The following is a 17,106-nucleotide window of genomic DNA, read 5'->3' as shown; positions in this document are numbered from 1 at the left end:
CGGCCTGCGTCGGGTTTGCGTATTTTCGGAACGAAGTGGCCCGGCTCAGCGCGTCAGGACCAGCGTGCCGTTTTCGATTTCGAGCCGGCCGAACAGGCGCAGGTAGCCCATGCCAAGCAGTGAGCCCGCGAGGTCGCCATCGGTGACGACGGCGGTGATGTTTTCGTCCTCGATCCCGCCAAGCGCCACGCTGTCGAGCGTCACCCGCGCGGTGCGCACGGTGCCGTTGGCGGTGGTGGCCGAGCCGAAATAGTCGAGCGTTTCCGGGTCGATCCCGGCGCGGCGCGCATCCTCGCGGCCCAGCACCATGTCGGTGGCGCCGGTGTCGACCACGAAATCGACCGGGACGCCGTTGATCGCGAGCGTGAGATAGTAATGCCCGTCGCGGGCCTGCGGCACCTCGATGCCTTCGGCGCCGATCATGGTCTGGCGCGGCACCGCCTCGTCGCGGATATCGGACCACAGCCCCGCGGCGGCGATGGCGCCGATGAAGATCAGCGTCCAGACCGCGGCCTGCTGCGCGACCTGCCCGAGGCGGTCGCGGTTCTGCACGAGAAACCACCCGGCGATGGCGGCGCCGAGAAGTCCGAGATAGGCGAGGCTGGCAAGGTTGTCGGGGCTCATGCCCATCAATATGGGGTCAATCGGCGCCGGGAAAAGGCAGGCCGAAGCCCGACCCGTGCAGGCCGTCGATGATGAACTGCACCGCCAGCGCCGCCAGCAGCATGCCCAGCACCCGCGTCACCACGTTGAGCCCGACCGCCCCCAGCACCCGCGCCAGCGGATCGGCCAGCGCAAAGGCGATCCAGACGGTCGCCAGCACCGCCAGCGCCACGCCGTAGATCGCGGCATAGCCGAGCGGGCCAGTGGCCTCGGCGGTGAGCAGGATCAGCGTGGTGATCGCGCCGGGCCCGACGATCAGCGGCAGCGCCAGCGGAAAGATCGACGGGTCGTGATCGGGCTCGCTGCCCTCTTCGGCGTTGTCGCGGCGGCGCGCCTGACGCCGCTCGAACAGCATGTCGAGCGCCGTGAGAAACAGCAGCACGCCCCCCGCGATGCGGAAGGCCGGGACGGAGATGCCGACAAAGCGCAGCACCGCGTCGCCGAGGATCAGGAACAGCAGCATCAGCACCGCCGAGGTCGACAGCGCCCGGAACGCCACGCCGCGCCGCTGCGCCGGCGTCATCCCCGCCGTCATCGCGACGTAAAGCGGCGCGAGACCGATCGGATCGACGATCACGAACAGCGTGGTGAAGGCGGTGACGAGGGTAGCGATTTCGATCACGGGAGGCGGTCCTTGGGCCTGTCGGCGGGCCGGACCCGCATTCCTGTCGCAGCGTGCCGGGTGACGGCCGGTGGAGCAAGGCCGCGCCGAGGGTGACGCGGCGCCGCTCGTGACTTTGTTCTCAAAATACGCCGGGGGAGGGCCGCAGGCCCGGGGGCTCGCGCCCCCGAACTCGGTCAGGCCGCCTGCGCGGCCTCCAGCTTTTCGAGCGCCGCCATCCACAGCGCCTCGGCCCGGCCGAGCGCCTCCATGACTTCGGCGTATTTCTTGTTCCACGTCTCCAGCTCGCCCTTGCGGCCATCCTCGTAGAGCGCCGGGTCGGCGAGCTTCTTGGCGAGCTTGTCGCGCATGTCGTTGATCTTGTTGACCCGCTCCTCGGCCTTGCGGGCCTCGGATTTGAGCGCGAGGACCGCCTCGCGCGAGGGTTTCTCGAGCTTGGGCTTTTCCGCTTTCGGCTTTTCGGCGGGCTTGTCGCCCGAGAGCAGCATCTTGCGATAGGTCGGAAGGTCTTCGTCGTAAGCGGTGACGCGCCCGTCCTTCACCAGCCAGAGCCGGTCGGCGACCATCGACAGAAGATGCATGTCGTGGCTGACGAGGATCACCGCGCCCGAATAGGCGGTCAGCGCCTCGACCAGCGCCTCGCGGCTCTCGATGTCGAGGTGGTTGGTCGGCTCGTCGAGGATCAGCAGATGCGGCGCGTCGAGCGTCGCGAGCAGCAGCGACAGCCGCGCCTTCTGCCCGCCCGAGAGACGGCCCACCTCGGTGTCGGCCTGCGCCGCGCCAAGGCCGAAGCCCGCGAGCTTGGCGCGCAGCTTGGGCGGGGCGATGTCGGGCAGGGCGCGCTGGATGTGCTGCAGCGGCGTCTCCTCGACGCGCAGCTCGTCGACCTGGTGCTGGGCGAAAAAGCCGATGCGCAGCTTGTTGGAGCGGATGATGTTGCCGCCCATCGGCGCGAGCCGGTCCGAAAGCAGCTTCGACAGGGTCGATTTGCCTTCGCCGTTGCGGCCCAGAAGCGCGATGCGGTCGTCCTGATCGATGCGCAGGTCAAGTTTCGAGAGCACCGCGCGGCCGTCATAGCCGACGCTGACGCCCTCGGTCGCGATGATGGGGGGCGACAGCTCCTCGGGCTCGGGGAAGGTGAAGACGGTGCGCGCCGCGTCCTCGGGCACGCGGATCGTCTCCATCTTTTCGAGCATCTTCACCCGGCTCTGGGCCTGCTTGGCCTTGGACGCCTTGGCCTTGAAACGGTCGACGAAGCTTTGCAGGTGGGCGCGCTGCGCGTCCTGCTTCTTGGCCGCCGCCACCTGCACGGCGCGCTGCGCGGCGCGGGCCTTGGCGAACTGGTCGTAGCCGCCGGTCCAGTAGGTGAGCTGGCGGTTCTCCAGATGCAGGATGCCGCCCACCGAGCGGTTCAGAAGCTCGCGGTCGTGGGAGACGATCAGCACGGTGTGCGGGTATCGCACGAGGTAGTTTTCGAGCCAGAGCGCGCCTTCGAGGTCGAGATAGTTGGTCGGCTCGTCGAGCAGCAAGAGGTCGGGCTCGGAGAACAGCACCGCGGCGAGCGCCACGCGCATCCGCCAGCCACCCGAAAAGGCGGAGCAGGGCATGAGCTGCTCTTCATGGGTGAAACCGAGCCCCTTGAGGATCGTCGCGGCGCGCGCCTCGGCGGACCAGGCGTCGATGTCGGTCAGGCGGGTCTGGATCTCGGCGATGCGGGCGGGGTCGGTCGATTCCTCGGCCATCAGGCTCGCGCGCTCCGTGTCGGCGGCGAGCACGGTGTCGATGAGAGAGACCTCGTTGCCCGGCACCTCCTGCGCCACGCCGCCGATGCGGGCGCCGCGCGGCAGCTCGATCTCGCCGGTGTCGAGCGTCAGCTCGCCGCGGATCAGCTTGAACAGCGTGGTCTTGCCGGTGCCGTTTCGACCGACCACGCCGACCTTGTGGCCGGCCGGGATCACGGCGGAGGTGTGTTCGAGAAGCGGTCGGCCCTCGACGGAATATGAGATGTCTGTGATGCGCAACATGGCAGCGCCTTGCCCGAAGCCGGGCCGCGCGTCAACGCCGGAGGCGTTCGGGCGCCGTCGCGGCGGCGGCAACCGGTCGCCATGCGTATTTGGAGAATGGTGAAACAGGGGCGCGCCCATCCTTTCACCATTCCTCAAATACGCAAGGCGCAACGGGCCGGGCCGGGTGCGCCGCCGGAGCCTTGGAGCGCATCGAGCGTCTTTTCAGCCCGTGCCCCGCGTGCTAGGGCGCGCGGCGACCGGGGGCGCATCTTCGCACCCCCTGCTGCAACCCGTTCAAATGAGGGACATCATGGCCACCGAACGCACGCTCTCGATCATCAAGCCCGACGCCACCAAGCGCAACCTGACCGGCAAAATCAACGCCAAGTTCGAGGATGCCGGCCTGCGCATCGTCGCGCAGAAGCGGATCCAGCTGACCCAGGACCAGGCCGGCAAGTTCTATGCCGTGCATGCCGAGCGTCCCTTCTTCGGCGAACTGACCGAATTCATGGCCTCCGGCCCGGTCGTCGTGCAGGTGCTCGAAGGTGAAGGCGCGATCGCCAAGAACCGCGAAGTCATGGGCGCGACCAACCCCGCCGACGCCGCCCCCGGCACCATCCGCGCCGAGTTCGCCGAAAGCGTCGGCGAGAACTCGGTGCACGGCTCGGACGCGCCGGACACCGCCAAGGAAGAGATCGCCTTCTTCTTCTCGGGCCTCGAACTGGTCGGCTGAAGCCGCTCATTCGAGCTTTCGAGGAAAGGCCCGCGCGAAAGCGCGGGCCTTTTTCATTTCGGGGCGAAGACCGACCAGCCGGTGCGATCGGCCAGCATCTCCAGCGCGATCGAGGCGAGATGCGAATTGCCCACCGCGTTGAGCCCCGGCGACCAGCAGCCGATCGCGGCCCGGCCCGGCGCCACCGCGAGAATGCCGCCGCCGACGCCGCTCTTGCCCGGCAGGCCGACGCGGAAGGCGAATTCGCCCGAGCCGTCGTAATGCCCGCAGGTCAGCATCAACGCGTTGATCTGGCGCGCCATGCGCGGCGCGATGGCGCGCGCGCCGCCGGGGCTGAGCGCGCCGTCAAAGGCGAGAAAGCGCCCCGCCTGCGCCAGCTGGCGCGGCGTCATGGAAATGGCGCAGTGGTGGAAATAGGTGCCGATCACCTTTTCGGGGTGGCGCTGGATCGTGCCGAAGTCGCGCATGAAATTGGCCAGTGCGGCGTTGCGCCAGCCGGTTTCGGTTTCCGATTTCGCGACCGCCGGATCGATGGCGATGTCGTCGTCATCGGCCAGAAAGCGCACGAATTGCAGGATCTGGCCCAGCGCCTCGCGCGGCTCGGACCGCGACAGGATCGCGTCGGTCACCGCGATGGCGCCTGCGTTGATGAACGGGTTGCGCGGAATGCCGCGCTCGTGTTCGAGCTGGACGATGGAGTTGAACGGATCGCCCGAAGGCTCGCGGCCCACGCGGCTCCAGAGCTGATCGCCGATCCGGCCCAGCGCCACGGCGAGCGCGAAGACCTTGGAGATCGACTGGATCGAGAACCGGGTGTCGGCATCGCCGCCGGCGATCACGTTGCCCTCGGCGGTGGACAGCACCAGCGCGAAGCGGCGCGGATCGACATGCGCCAGCTCGGGGATGTAATCGGCGACATGGCCGCGATCGGTCTCGGCGGCCATGCGGTCGCAGATCTCGTCGACGATCTCGCGCAGGCGCCTGGGGTCGGTGACGGTCACGGGCTCAGCACTTCACTTCGCTGTCGCGCAGGCCGGTCTCGACCAGCAGGCAGCGGTTGCGCGCCTCGTAGTAGTAGCCACGCGCGTACCATTGCACCGCCTTGTCGCGGTTGCCGTTCGACACGATCCACGCGCCGCGCAGGTATTTGACCGCGTAGCGCAAATTGGTGTCGGCATCGAGAAGCTCGGAGGCCGGGCCGCGATGGCCCATGGTGCGGGCGGTTTCGGGCAGGATCTGCATCAGCCCGTAATAGGGGCCGTTGCGGGCGCCGGGCCGGTAGGAGCTTTCGCGCTGCACCACCCGGTGCACGAGATCGCGCGGCACCTTGTAGGCGTCGGCATGCTTGTTGATGAGCCGCCTGATCTGCGGGGTCTCGTTCGGATAGAGATCGGGGATGGCGGGCGTCCTGCCGGACGGTCCGCGGCCGCAGGCGGCAAGCGCGGCAAGGCCGAGGCCAAGAGCGGCGCGGCGACTATAGGTCATCGGAAGGCTCCGTTGGAGAACGCGATCCGATCCGTTCTAGCCCGCCGCGCCGCGCCGCGAAAGGGTCGCGCCTCAGATCGCCGCAAAGTCCCGGAACAGCGGCTTGGCGGGGGGCTGCTGACCCTTGCGCGGCTTGGCGGGGGCGTCTTTGGACGGGATGGTGTTCGGCATGTCGCGTTCCTTGTCTGCGGCCTTCGTTCTGGCCGCCTCATGCGACGCTGCTTCACTCCGGCGGTTGCGATTCTTCAAGGCTGCACGCGCATGGCGACAGCGGCCGGGCAAAAAAGCGGCAGGTCATGGGCGACCTTCCGCCAATCCAACGGGGACACGCCGGCACGGGTCCCTCAACAGGGCGTGAGGTGGATCGCCTTGCCCGGATCTGTACCTATTTCGCGACAGTTGCCATCCGCGCAGAGCCGCCATCCCGCGCCGGTCGCGCCCGAGGCCGCGAGGTCGAGCGCGGGGATGGAAAGGCCGGGCGCCCAGACCCACCAGCCGTTCTGCAGGCGCGCCTCCGGGCCGGGCTCCATCCCCGCGCCGGAGCCGCGCACGCGGGCCTCGTCGAGATGCAGCGCGCCGTCTTCGACGCGCCAGCTTTCGCGCCAGCCGATCTTTTCGACCGAATGGGTCCATTCGAGCTCGAACGTTCCGGCGGCGAGGCCGAGCGCCACGCCGCCGATCATCAGGCAGGCGCTCATGCGGCGGCCGTCGCGGGACGCCACCGGATCAGCAGCGCCACGAGAAGCGCCAGCCCGAGCCCGATCCAGTCGGTGATCGGCCAAGCCGCGACCAGCGTGAAGGCCGCGATCATCGCCAGCACCCGCAGCCATGCGGGCAGGGGGCGTCCGACCCAGCCGATCACCGCCGCGCCCCAAAGACCGATGGACAGCAGCGACTTGGTGATGATCCACGCCACGGCGGGCCAGTAGCCGATCGCCTCGGCCAGAGGCCCGCCCGCCTGCAGCATCAGCGCCGGGGAATAGACCGCCATGAAGGGAATGACGAAGCCCGCCGCCGCGACCTTGATCGCCTCGATCGAGATCTTCAGCCCGCTCTCGCGCGCGATCGGGGCGGCGGCGAAGCAGGCCAGCGCCACGGGCGGCGTGAGATCGGCGAGGATGCCGAAATAGAACACGAACATGTGGCTGACGATCAGCGGCACGCCCAGCTCCAGAAGCGCCGGGCCCGCGATCGAGGAGGTGATGATGTAGTTGGGGATGGTCGGGATGCCCATGCCCAGAAGCAGGCAGGTGATCATCGTCAGCACGAGGCTCAGGAACAGGTTGTTCTGGCCGACCGCGACGATGAACTGGCCAAAGGTGTTGGCCGCGCCCGTCAGGGTCATCGCGCCGATGATCACGCCCACTAGAGCGCAGGCGACGCCCACGGGCAGCGCGGTGCGCGCGCCGTCGGCGAGGCTGTCGCGGCACAGCAAGAGCGTCTCGCGCCCGCCCCTGAAGGCGGCGCAGGCCGCGATCAGCGCGACGATCGCCACCACCAGCACCTCGATCCCCCATTGCAGGAAGGCGGCGGCGACGAGGCCGAGCCCGACCCAGACGATCGAACGCAGCGCCGCGCTGGGCAGGCCCAGAGCGATCGAGCCGCCAAGGATCAGCAGAACGGTGAGCCCGAGGCCGACGGTGCCCGCGAAAAGCGGCGTGTAGCCCGCGAACAGCAGGTAGATCAGGATGCCCAAGGGCACGATCAGCATCCAGTTTTCGCGGATCGCCGCCATGGCCGAGGGCAGCTCGGCCCGTGTCAGGCCGCGCAGGCCGTGCCGGCCCGCTTCGAGATGCACCATCCAGAAGGCGGAAAGAAAATAGAGCAGCGCGGGCACGATCGCGGCCTTGACCACCTCGACGTAATCGACGCCCAGCGTCTCGGCCATGATGAAGGCGACGGCGCCCATCACCGGCGGCATGATCTGCCCGCCCATCGAGGCGGTGCTCTCGACCCCGCCCGCGAAGGCCGCGCGGTAGCCGAAGCGCTTCATCAGCGGGATGGTGAACTGGCCGGTGGTGACGACATTGGCGACGCCGGAGCCGGAGATCGTGCCCATCAGGCCGGAGGAGACCACGGCGACCTTGGCCGCGCCGCCCTGACGATGGCCGAACAGGCCGAGCGCGACATCGGTGAACAGCCGGATCATCCCGGCCTTTTCGAGAAAGGCGCCGAACAGGATGAACAGGAAGATATAGGTCGAGGAGACATAGACCGGGATGCCGTAGATGCCCTCGGTGCCGAACGCCATGTGGTCGATCACCTGCTCGAAATCATAGCCGCGATGGATGAGCGGCGGCGGCAGGTGCTGGCCGAACAGCGTATAGGCGAGAAACAGCCCCGAAATGATCGGCAGCGCCGGGCCCATCAGCGCCAGCGCCGCGCCGAACACGGTCAGAAGCGCGATCACCCCGATCGCGAGATCCATGGTGAGCGGCCGTCCCGCGCGCAGGATCAGCGGTTCGTATTGCCACCACTGGTAAAGCGCGACCGCGACGCCCGCGAGCGCGAAGGCCCAGGCAACCGCCTTGAGCCCCGGCCCGCGCCCGCGCGCGGCGGCCACCAGCGGGAAGGTCATCAGCATCAAAAAGCCGACATGCAGCGCCCGCGTCACCTGGCTCGGCAGATCGACGAGATGGGCGGCGGTGACGATCTGGAAGGTCGAGAAGGCGACCGCGATCCAGAACAGCATCCGCCCGGTCGTGCCCGGCGGAAAGGAGGATATGTGGTGATCGGGACCGCCCGCCTCGGCGGGGATCTCCTTGAGCGGGTCGGATTGCGCGGTCATGGGGGAATGCCTTCGGTCTGGTGCGAAACGCCCCGTCATCCGGGCGGGATGGCGGGGCGCGATCTGGATCGGGCCGGGGGCGCCAAAGCGCGCCCCGGCGAAAGGTCAGTCGATCAGTCGATCATGCCCTGCTCGCGGTAGAAACGCTCCGCGCCCGGATGCAGCGGGATCGGCATGCCGTTCAGCGCGTTCTCCATCTTGATGTCGGCGGCGGCCATGTGGTTGGCCTCGAGCGAGTCGAGGTTCTCGTAGAGCAGCCTGGTCATCTCGTAGGCGAGATCGTCCGACACGCCGGCATGGGTCACGAGAAAATTCGACACCGCGACGGTGGGCACATCCTCGGCCTGGCCGTCATAGGTGCCCGCGGGAATGGTGGCGGCGATATAGGGCGCGCCGAGGCTTTCGGCGGTTTCCTCGGGGATCGCCACGACGTTGATGTCGAGCGCGGCGGCGAGATCGCGGATCGAGGCCACGCCGAGACCGGCCGATTGCAGCGTGCCGTCGAGCTGGCGGTTCTTGATCAGCTCGACCGATTCCGCGAAGGGCAGGTACTCGGTCTTGCCCAGATCGTCATAGCTCATTCCCATCGCGCCGAAGATGGCGCGGGCGTTGAGCTCGGTGCCGGAAGCGGGCGCGCCGACCGACAGCCCCTTGCCCTTGAGCTCCTCGAAGCTGGTGATGCCGCTCTCGGCCGAGGCGACGATCTGGATGAAGTTGGGATAGATCGCGGCGATGCCGCGGATCTGGTCGAGCGGTGCGGTGAAGCCCGCATCGGCGTTGCCCTCCCACGCCATCGCCACCGTGTCGCCCAGCGCGAAGGCCAGCTCGCCGCGCCCGTCCTGCAAAAGGTTCATGTTCTCGACGCTGGCCTTGGTCGACTGCACCTGCGTGCGCGCGCCCTCGATGTTCTCGCCGTAGATGTTGGAAAGCCCGACGCCGAGCGGGTAATAGACGCCCGAGGTGCCCCCCGTCAGGATGTTGATGAACTCCTGCGCGTTGGCGGCCAGCGGTGCGGTCACGAGCGCCGTTGCGGCCACGGCGCCCTTGAGAATGGTGGTGATGGTCATGCGGTTCTCCCTGTGCGGCGGCCCCCTCCGGCCGCCTCGCTGGGGCAGAGACTGCATGAGGGGGCAGGGTCTGGCAAGCGCGTTGGTCATGTTTCCAGACCGCCACGTGCCACCGCCGCGCGCCAAGGAGGCCGGGCCCGACAGCGCGCTGCCGCCCATCGCGCGCGCGGGCCATTTCCCGCGCCGCGCCAAGGCTGTATCGCAGTCGCATGGATATCATCATCGCCACCGCCATCCTTGCCGCCTTTTTCCTGCTGATCGGGCTGGGGGAGCCGCTCGCCGCGCGGCTGCGATTGCCGTTCAACGTGATCCTCGCGGGCTTCGGCGTGCTGGCGGGTCTCGGCGCGACCTTCTTTCTCAACACCCAGCTGACCGATGCGCTCAACCCGGTGGCGGAGGCGATCCTGAACCTGCCGATCCGTTCGAACGTGTTTCTCTACGTGTTCCTGCCGACGCTGCTCTTCCAGGTGACGCTGGGGGTGAACCTGCGGCGGATGATCGACGACTGGGTGCCGATCCTGACGCTGGCGGTGGTGGCGGTGGTGGTGGCGACCTTCACGGTGGGCGGCGCGCTCTACCTGACGGGGGTGCTGCCGCTGATGGCCTGCCTGCTGATCGGGGCGATCGTCTCGACCACGGACCCCTCTGCCGTGGTCTCGATCTTTCGCAACCTCGCCGCGCCGCGCCGCCTGAGCCGGATCATCGAAGGTGAAAGCCTTTTGAACGACGCCGCCGCGATCGCGCTGTTCGGCCTGTTCATGGGTTTCGTGATGCGCGGCGTGCCGAACCCCGAACTGGGTCCGGCGCTGGCGCAGTTCCCGTGGCTTCTGGGGGCGGGCGGGCTGACCGGCTGGGTGATGGCGCAGGCGGGGGTGCGGCTGATGAGCTGGCTGGAGCGGTTCGCCCTGGCGCAGGTCTCGATCTCGGTCGCCTTGCCCTATCTTGCCTATATCGCCGCCGAGCGGCTGGTCGGCGCCTCCGGCGTCATTGCCGTGGTGGGCGCGGGGCTGACGCTCAACCTCGCGGCGCCGGGGCGGCTGTCGCCGCTGTCATGGACCAACATGCGCGAGGTCTGGGACCTGCTGGCGCATTGGGCGGGGGCCTTCATCTTCCTGCTCGCCGCGCTCTTGATCCCGCGGCTGCTCGACGGGGCGCGGCCGGTCGATTTCGCGCTCGTGGCGGTCGTCACGCTGGCCGCGCTGGGCGCGCGCGCCGCGATCCTGTGGGGGTTGCTGCCGCTACTGAGCCTGGCCGGGCTGTCGCCGCCGGTGGAGCGGCCCTACCGCGCCGCGATCCTGTGGGGCGGCCTGCGCGGGGCGATCACGCTGGCGCTGGCGCTGGCGGTGACCGAAAGCCTGCGGGTGCCCGAGGATGTGCGCCGTCTCACCGGCATCATCGCCACCGGTTTCACGCTGTTCACGCTGATCGTGCAGGGTGTCACGCTGCGCCCGCTGATCAAGTGGCTGGGACTGGAGAAGCTGTCGCCGCTCGACGCGGCGCTGGCGCGGCAGGTGGTCGCCGTGGCGCTGCAAAGCGTGCGCGAAGCGGTGGCCGAGGCGGCCGAGAATTACGGGCTCACGCGGGAGACGGTGCGCTCGGAGGCCAAGAGCTTTGCCGCCCGGCTCGACGATGCCGTGGCCCGCGCCGAAGAGGGCGAGGCGATCTCCGACAGCGACCGGATCACGCTCGGGCTGATCGCGCTGGCCGGGGCGGAACGCGACCATGTTCTTCAATTGTTCCGGGATCGGGCGATCTCCAACCGGCAGGCCGAACAGGCGCTGGCCGAGGCCGACCGGCTGATCGAGACGACCCGCACCGGCGGACGCATGGGCTACAGGCGGGCGGCGCGCGCCAGCATCGGGCAGGGCGGGCGGACACGCTTTGCCGCCTTCCTGCACAACCGGCTGCATGTGTCGGGGCCGCTTGCGCGGCTCACTGCCGACCGGTTCGAGCTGCTTTTGACCCAAGGGCTCGTGCTGCGCGATCTCGACGGGTTCATCGACAGCCGCATCAGGCGCATCCATGGGCGGCGCGTGGCGGAGCTTCTGCACGACCTGATCGGCAGGCGGGCCGAACAGGTGGCGCAGGCGCTCGACGGGCTCAGGTTGCAATATCCGGGCTATGCCGAGGAACTGGAGCGACGCTTCATCCGCCGCACCGCGCTTCGGATCGAGGAACGCGAATACGCCGCGCTGCGCGAGGACGGGTTGATCGGGCCGGAGCTGCACGCGACCCTGCTGGCGCAGATCGAGACCCGGCGCAGCGAAGCCGAGGCGCGCCCCAAGCTCGACCTCGCGGTGCAAAAGGCGGTGCTGGTGCAGCAGTTCCCACTGTTCTCCGATCTCGACGCAGGCGTGCGCCAGAGGCTGTCCAAGGCGCTGGTGACGCGCTTCGTCGCCGCGGGCGAGGTGCTGCAGGGCCGCGATGCCCCGGCGCGGTCGGTCAGCTTCATCGCCTCCGGCGCGGTGGAGATCGAAACCGCCGGGCAGACCGTCCGGCTTGGCCGGGGGGAGATGTTCGGCCAGCTCGCGCTCTTGAGCCCCAGGCGTAAGCGGGCCGAGGTCCGGGCGCTCAGCCACGGGGTGCTGCTGGAGCTGGACGAGGCGCGGTTCCTGCGGCTGATGCGGCGCAGCCCGGCGGTGCGCGAAGCGGTGCGCGACAGCGCGCTCAAGCGCGGCATGGATCCCGAACGCGCCGCCGCGCTGGGCGGCAAGCCCGCGGCCTGACCCGGCCTAGCTCCGCGCCGCCTCCCAGACCGAGAACTCGGCCTCGCGCTTGCGCCGCAGCTTGGAGGCGACATGATCGGGCAACGGCATCGGATGCTCGGGCGAGACGTTGAGCCGGGGCAGGTCGATCGACATGGCGAGACGCTCTTCGAGAAAGCCCACGAGCCGATCCATCGCCTCGTAGCGGAACAGATGATCGACGCCGATGCTGCCTTCGCCGCAGCCGACGAACCGCGCCTGGCTGCCGACGGCGGCATAGGGAGCAGGCTTGCCGCGCGCGTACTGGTCGACGAAATCCTCGAAGGCCACGCCGCGGGTGGAATTCTCGTGCCCCGCGAGATCGGCGCGCTGCCGGTAGCGCCACCAGCTGCCGAGCCAGTCGACCGGCTCGCGCACCGCGGCGACCGTTTCGAACCTCGTACCACCCGCCGCCTCGATCAGCGGCAGCACGAAGCGGCGGGCGCGGTAAAGCGGCGCATGCTTGATCTGCGGCGGGTCGCGCAGCACGAATTGCGCGCGCGGCGCGAGCGTTCCCTCGAGCGCCGTGGTGCCCGTCTTGGGCACCGCCAGAAGGATCAGGCGTTCTTTCCAGAATACCAGCATGAAGCTCTCCGTGACGTGATCGCGCTAACCTTACATTAACCGCTTCCGAGGGAAACTGGGGGCAGGTTTCGCTTGCAATGTTCCTCTTATGGTCCCATATCTGCATGAGTGAACAAGACGTGAACGACGCAATGATTGCCGCCATGTGGCGGGTGTGGGATAAGGATTGCGGACAATGGCAATGGCAGATCTTCTCCAGATGAGCGACAAGCGCACGGCAGACCGGCAGAAGGCGCTCGACAGCGCCCTGGCCCAGATCGAACGGCAGTTCGGCAAGGGCTCCATCATGAAGCTGGGGGGCGAAAACGCCTTCCCGGACATCGAGGCGACCTCGACCGGGTCGCTCGGGCTCGACATCGCGCTGGGCATCGGCGGCCTGCCGAAAGGCCGGATCATCGAGATCTACGGCCCCGAAAGCTCGGGCAAGACGACGCTGACGCTGCACGCTGTGGCCGAGGAACAGAAAAAGGGCGGCGTCTGCGCCTTCGTCGACGCGGAACACGCGCTCGATCCGCAATACGCCAAGAAGGTCGGCGTGAATCTCGACGAGCTGCTGATCTCGCAGCCCGACACCGGCGAGCAGGCGCTCGAGATCGTCGACACGCTGGTGCGCTCGGGCGCGGTCAGCATGGTGGTGGTCGATTCGGTCGCGGCGCTGACCCCCAAGAGCGAGCTTGAGGGCGACATGGGCGACAGCTCGGTCGGCGTGCATGCCCGGCTGATGAGCCAGGCGATGCGCAAGCTCACCGGTTCGATTTCGCGTTCCAACTGCATGGTCGTCTTCATCAACCAGATCCGGATGAAGATCGGCGTCATGTTCGGCTCGCCCGAAACCACGACCGGCGGCAACGCGCTGAAATTCTACGCCTCCGTGCGGCTCGACATCCGCCGCATCGGCGCGATCAAGGATCGCGACGAGGTGGTCGGCAACTCGACTCGCGTGAAGGTGGTCAAGAACAAGGTCGCGCCGCCGTTCAAGCAGGTCGAATTCGACATCATGTATGGCGAAGGCATCTCCAAGACCGGCGAGTTGCTCGATCTCGGCGTCAAGGCCGGCGTCGTGGACAAGTCGGGCTCGTGGTTTTCCTATGGCGACCAGCGGATCGGGCAGGGGCGCGAGAACGCCAAGACCTTCCTGAAGGAGAACAAGGAGGTCGCCTCCGAGATCGAGGACAAGATCCGCGCCGCGCACGGGCTCGAATTCCTGATGTCCGACGATGACGGCGGCAGCGACGACAGCCTCGTCGACGGCTGAACCATCGCCGCCAGGCAAGCCGGAGGGCCGGGGCCATCGCGCGCCCCGGCCCTTTCGCGTTCCGGCCCCTTCGCGCACGGGACTTTACGCGCCGCGAGGCCGGGGATAGGACGTGGACGCCGCGACCCGAAGGAGACGACATGACCAGCCTCGCCGATATCCGCTCCACCTTCCTGGACTTCTACCGGCGGCAGGGACACGCCGTGGTGCAAAGCTCGCCGCTGGTGCCGCGCAACGATCCCACGCTGATGTTCACCAACTCCGGCATGGTGCAGTTCAAGAACCTGTTCACCGGGGTCGAGACGCGCGACTACACCCGCGCCGCCACCGCGCAGAAATGCGTGCGCGCGGGCGGCAAGCACAACGATCTCGACAATGTGGGCTACACCGCGCGGCATCACACCTTCTTCGAGATGATGGGCAATTTCTCCTTCGGCGATTACTTCAAGGAAGAGGCGATCCGCTATTCCTGGGAGCTTCTGACCAAGGAGTTCGGTCTCAACCCCGACAAGCTGCTGGTCACGGTGTTCCACACCGATGACGAAGCGGCGAACCTGTGGAAGAAGATCGCGGGCCTGCCCGACGAGCGGATCATCCGTATCGCGACGTCGGACAATTTCTGGATGATGGGGCCGACCGGCCCCTGCGGCCCCTGTTCTGAGGTCTTCTACGATCACGGCCCGTCGATCTGGGGCGGCCCTCCGGGCTCCCCGGAGGAGGATGGCGACCGGTTCATCGAGATCTGGAACATCGTCTTCATGCAGTTCGAGCAGTTCGAGGACGGCACGCGCCGCGATCTCGACGCGCAGTCGATCGACACCGGCATGGGGCTGGAGCGGATCGGCGCGCTCTTGCAGGGCAAGCACGACAATTACGACACCGATCTCATGCGCGCGCTGATCGAGGCTTCGGCGCACGCCACCTCGTCCGAGCCGGATGGCCCCGGCAAGATGCATCACCGCGTCGTGGCCGACCACCTGCGCTCGACCTCCTTTTTGATCGCCGATGGCGTCATGCCGTCGAACGAGGGCCGCGGCTACGTGCTGCGCCGGATCATGCGCCGCGCCATGCGCCACGCGCACCAGCTCGGCGCGCAGGACCCGCTGATGCACCGTCTCGTGCCCGCTCTGGTGCAGGAGATGGGCGCGGCATACCCCGAGCTGGGGCAGGCCCGCGCGCTGATCGAGGAAACGCTGCGCGCCGAGGAGACCCGCTTCCGCCAGACGCTCGACCGGGGCCTGCGGCTTCTCGACGACGAGCTGAAGGGTCTGCCCGAAGGCGCGGCGCTGCCCGGCCAGGCAGCGTTCAAGCTCTATGACACCTATGGCTTCCCGCTCGATCTGACGCAGGACGCGCTGCGCGAGAAGAACCGCACCGTCGACACCGAGGGCTTCGACGCCGCCATGGCCGAGCAGAAGGCCAAGGCCCGCGCCGCCTGGGCCGGGTCGGGCGAGGTGGCCGACGCCACCCATTGGTACGATCTGGCCGACGCGCATGGCGCGACCGAGTTCCTCGGCTATGACACCGAAGAGGCCGAGGGCCAGATCCTCGCCGTGCTGACCGGCGCCGATCAGGTCGAAAAGGCCGAGGCCGGGACCAAGGTGCAGGTCGTCCTGAACCAGACGCCGTTCTACGGCGAGGCGGGCGGTCAGGTCGGCGACACCGGCACGATCCGCACCGAGACCGGTCTCGTGCGCGTCACCGATTGCCGCCGCATCGCGGGGCTCTTCGTGCATGTCGGCGAGGTGGCCGAGGGCCATGTCGATCGCGGGCAGGGCGCCGAGCTGAAGGTCGATCACGACCGCCGCACCGGCATCCGCGCCAACCACTCGGCGACGCACCTTCTGAACGAGGCGCTGCGCGCCGCACTTGGCGATCATGTCGTGCAGCGCGGCTCGCTCAACGCGCATGACCGGCTGCGTTTCGACTTCAGCCACAACGCCGCGCTGACCCCGGCCGAGATCGAGCGGATCGAGGACGAGGTCAACGAGATGATCCGGCAGAACTCGGCCGTGGAAACGCGGGTGATGACGCCGGACGAGGCGCGCGGCATGGGCGCGCAGGCGCTGTTCGGCGAAAAATACGGCGAGGAGGTCCGCGTCGTCTCGATGGGCAAGCGCGCGGGCTCGGGCAAGGGCACCGACCAGGCGACCTATTCGATCGAGCTGTGCGGCGGCACGCATGTGCGCCAGACCGGCGATATCGGCGCCTTCGTGCTGCTGTCCGACGGTGCGTCCTCTTCCGGCGTGCGCCGGATCGAGGCGCTGACCGGGCGCGAGGCGCTGAAGCATCTCGCCGCGCAGGGCCAGACGCTCACGGAAGTGGCGCAGGTGCTGAAAACCCCGGTCTCCGAGGTGCTCGACCGCGTCAAGGCGCTGGCCGATGAGCGCCGCGCGCTTGCCAACGAGGTGGCGCAGCTGCGCCGTGACATCGCCATGGGCGGCGGTGGCGGCGCGGGCGCGCAGGCGGTCGAGGTCGGCGGCGTGAAGTTCCAGGGGCAGGTGATGCAGGGCGTCACCGGCAAGGACCTCCCGGCGCTGATCGACAGCCTCAAGGGCCAGATCGGATCGGGCGCGGTGCTGCTGATCGCCGATACCGGCGGTAAGGCGGCGGTGGCCGCCGGTGTCACCGACGACCTGAAGGACCGCATTTCGGCGGTCGACCTGCTGCGCGCGGCGGTGGCCGAGCTGGGCGGCAAGGGCGGCGGTGGCCGCGCCGACATGGCGCAGGGCGGTGCCGCAAGCGCCGACAACGCCGAAGCCGCGATCAAGGCCGCCGAAGGCGTGCTGGCGCAGGCGCTGGAGGGCGTGGCATGAGCGCGCTCTGGATCGCCCATGTGAAGGTCACCGACGAGGCGCGCTACATGGAATATGCGCGCCGCGCGACGGGCGCGATCGCCGATCACGGCGGCGAATTCCTCGTGCGTGGCGGCCCCTACGAGCAACTGGAGGGTCCGGACCGTCCGCGTAACGTCGTGGCGCGCTTCCCCAGCCTTCAGGCGGCGCATGACTGCTACCACTCCGACGCCTACCAGGAGGCGCTGAGCTTCGCCAAGGGCGCCGCCGAACGCGAGCTGGTGATCGTCGAGGAGGCCTGACGCTGGAGACGGTCGCCAGCCTCACCGCGCGGTTTCCGCGTCCGGGCCGGGTCGACTGGAT

General features: G+C 68.5%; 14 protein-coding genes. 5 read left to right on the top strand and 9 right to left on the bottom strand.

The features are described 5' to 3' along the window. Window positions 1-45: 45 nt before the first annotated feature. From LOKHON_RS01330 to LOKHON_RS01320, 3 genes are all read right to left on the bottom strand, one after another. A complete protein-coding gene (locus LOKHON_RS01330) occupies window positions 46-624 on the bottom strand; it encodes a retropepsin-like aspartic protease family protein (RefSeq protein ID WP_026147578.1) in 579 nt (192 codons plus the stop codon). A 16-nt stretch (window positions 625-640) separates the two neighbouring features. Next, window positions 641-1,285 (bottom strand): MarC family protein, encoded by a 645-nt coding sequence (locus LOKHON_RS01325; RefSeq protein ID WP_017929381.1) that lies wholly within the window; start codon window positions 1,283-1,285, stop codon window positions 641-643. Between the two features lie 176 nt (window positions 1,286-1,461). Further along, a complete protein-coding gene (locus LOKHON_RS01320; protein WP_017929380.1) occupies window positions 1,462-3,309 on the bottom strand; it encodes an ABC-F family ATP-binding cassette domain-containing protein in 1,848 nt (615 codons plus the stop codon). Between the two features lie 292 nt (window positions 3,310-3,601). Here LOKHON_RS01320 and ndk point away from each other — a divergent pair, with 292 nt between their 5' ends. Then, the gene (ndk, locus tag LOKHON_RS01315; RefSeq protein ID WP_017929379.1) at window positions 3,602-4,024 is read left to right on the top strand and encodes a nucleoside-diphosphate kinase; all 423 of its coding nucleotides are present in this window, start codon (window positions 3,602-3,604) and stop codon (window positions 4,022-4,024) included. A gap of 53 nt (window positions 4,025-4,077) precedes the next feature. Here ndk and LOKHON_RS01310 read toward each other — a convergent pair whose 3' ends face one another. The 5 genes from LOKHON_RS01310 to LOKHON_RS01290 form a co-directional block, all read right to left on the bottom strand. Next, on the bottom strand, window positions 4,078-5,025 hold the full coding sequence (locus tag LOKHON_RS01310; RefSeq protein WP_017929378.1) for a glutaminase: 948 nt from the start codon (window positions 5,023-5,025) through the stop codon (window positions 4,078-4,080). A gap of 4 nt (window positions 5,026-5,029) precedes the next feature. Beyond that, window positions 5,030-5,509, bottom strand: coding sequence for a lytic transglycosylase domain-containing protein (locus LOKHON_RS01305; protein WP_017929377.1), 480 nt, complete (start codon window positions 5,507-5,509; stop codon window positions 5,030-5,032). A gap of 344 nt (window positions 5,510-5,853) precedes the next feature. Continuing rightward, a complete protein-coding gene (locus LOKHON_RS01300; protein ID WP_026147576.1) occupies window positions 5,854-6,207 on the bottom strand; it encodes a DUF1850 domain-containing protein in 354 nt (117 codons plus the stop codon). Further along, window positions 6,204-8,297 (bottom strand): TRAP transporter permease, encoded by a 2,094-nt coding sequence (locus LOKHON_RS01295; RefSeq protein ID WP_017929374.1) that lies wholly within the window; start codon window positions 8,295-8,297, stop codon window positions 6,204-6,206. The genes LOKHON_RS01300 and LOKHON_RS01295 overlap by 4 nt, the downstream gene beginning before the upstream one ends. A 113-nt stretch (window positions 8,298-8,410) precedes the next feature. Continuing rightward, window positions 8,411-9,364 carry a TAXI family TRAP transporter solute-binding subunit gene (locus tag LOKHON_RS01290; protein WP_017929373.1) on the bottom strand — a complete coding sequence of 318 codons (954 nt, stop codon included), beginning with the start codon at window positions 9,362-9,364 and terminating at the stop codon, window positions 8,411-8,413. 209 nt (window positions 9,365-9,573) lie between these two features. Between LOKHON_RS01290 and LOKHON_RS01285 the strand changes: the two genes are divergently transcribed. After that, the gene (locus LOKHON_RS01285) at window positions 9,574-12,090 is read left to right on the top strand and encodes a cation:proton antiporter (RefSeq protein ID WP_017929372.1); all 2,517 of its coding nucleotides are present in this window, start codon (window positions 9,574-9,576) and stop codon (window positions 12,088-12,090) included. A gap of 6 nt (window positions 12,091-12,096) precedes the next feature. Here the strand turns inward: LOKHON_RS01285 and LOKHON_RS01280 are convergent, their stop codons facing one another. Further along, window positions 12,097-12,693 carry a hypothetical protein gene (locus LOKHON_RS01280; RefSeq protein ID WP_017929371.1) on the bottom strand — a complete coding sequence of 199 codons (597 nt, stop codon included), beginning with the start codon at window positions 12,691-12,693 and terminating at the stop codon, window positions 12,097-12,099. Window positions 12,694-12,868: 175 nt separating this feature from the next. Here LOKHON_RS01280 and recA point away from each other — a divergent pair, with 175 nt between their 5' ends. The 3 genes from recA (at window position 12,869) to LOKHON_RS01265 (ending at window position 17,045) form a co-directional block, all read left to right on the top strand. Continuing rightward, window positions 12,869-13,948, top strand: a complete 1,080-nt coding sequence (gene recA / locus LOKHON_RS01275) for a recombinase RecA (protein ID WP_026147574.1) — start codon at window positions 12,869-12,871, stop codon at window positions 13,946-13,948. 140 nt (window positions 13,949-14,088) lie between these two features. Further along, window positions 14,089-16,764 carry an alanine--tRNA ligase gene (gene alaS / locus LOKHON_RS01270; protein ID WP_017929369.1) on the top strand — a complete coding sequence of 892 codons (2,676 nt, stop codon included), beginning with the start codon at window positions 14,089-14,091 and terminating at the stop codon, window positions 16,762-16,764. Continuing rightward, window positions 16,761-17,045 carry a DUF1330 domain-containing protein gene (locus LOKHON_RS01265; RefSeq protein ID WP_017929368.1) on the top strand — a complete coding sequence of 95 codons (285 nt, stop codon included), beginning with the start codon at window positions 16,761-16,763 and terminating at the stop codon, window positions 17,043-17,045. The genes alaS and LOKHON_RS01265 overlap by 4 nt, the downstream gene beginning before the upstream one ends. Window positions 17,046-17,106 lie beyond the last annotated feature (61 nt).

Origin of the sequence: Limimaricola hongkongensis DSM 17492 (assembly GCF_000600975.2) — a bacterium.
Taxonomy (GTDB): domain Bacteria; phylum Pseudomonadota; class Alphaproteobacteria; order Rhodobacterales; family Rhodobacteraceae; genus Limimaricola; species Limimaricola hongkongensis.
This window is presented reverse-complemented; position numbering and strand designations above follow the sequence as displayed.

Bases quoted from the DNA above. Each gene is read 5' to 3' on its own strand.
- LOKHON_RS01330 (WP_026147578.1), bottom strand. From the start codon at position 624: ATGAGCCCCGACAACCTTGCCAGCCTCGCCTATCTCGGACTTCTCGGC.
- LOKHON_RS01320 (WP_017929380.1), bottom strand. From the start codon at position 3,309: ATGTTGCGCATCACAGACATCTCATATTCCGTCGAGGGCCGACCGCTT.
- ndk (WP_017929379.1), top strand. From the start codon at position 3,602: ATGGCCACCGAACGCACGCTCTCGATCATCAAGCCCGACGCCACCAAG.
- LOKHON_RS01305 (WP_017929377.1), bottom strand. From the start codon at position 5,509: ATGACCTATAGTCGCCGCGCCGCTCTTGGCCTCGGCCTTGCCGCGCTT.
- LOKHON_RS01300 (WP_026147576.1), bottom strand. From the start codon at position 6,207: ATGAGCGCCTGCCTGATGATCGGCGGCGTGGCGCTCGGCCTCGCCGCC.
- LOKHON_RS01295 (WP_017929374.1), bottom strand. From the start codon at position 8,297: ATGACCGCGCAATCCGACCCGCTCAAGGAGATCCCCGCCGAGGCGGGC.
- LOKHON_RS01290 (WP_017929373.1), bottom strand. From the start codon at position 9,364: ATGACCATCACCACCATTCTCAAGGGCGCCGTGGCCGCAACGGCGCTC.
- LOKHON_RS01285 (WP_017929372.1), top strand. From the start codon at position 9,574: ATGGATATCATCATCGCCACCGCCATCCTTGCCGCCTTTTTCCTGCTG.
- LOKHON_RS01280 (WP_017929371.1), bottom strand. From the start codon at position 12,693: ATGCTGGTATTCTGGAAAGAACGCCTGATCCTTCTGGCGGTGCCCAAG.
- recA (WP_026147574.1), top strand. From the start codon at position 12,869: ATGGCAATGGCAGATCTTCTCCAGATGAGCGACAAGCGCACGGCAGAC.
- alaS (WP_017929369.1), top strand. From the start codon at position 14,089: ATGACCAGCCTCGCCGATATCCGCTCCACCTTCCTGGACTTCTACCGG.
- LOKHON_RS01265 (WP_017929368.1), top strand. From the start codon at position 16,761: ATGAGCGCGCTCTGGATCGCCCATGTGAAGGTCACCGACGAGGCGCGC.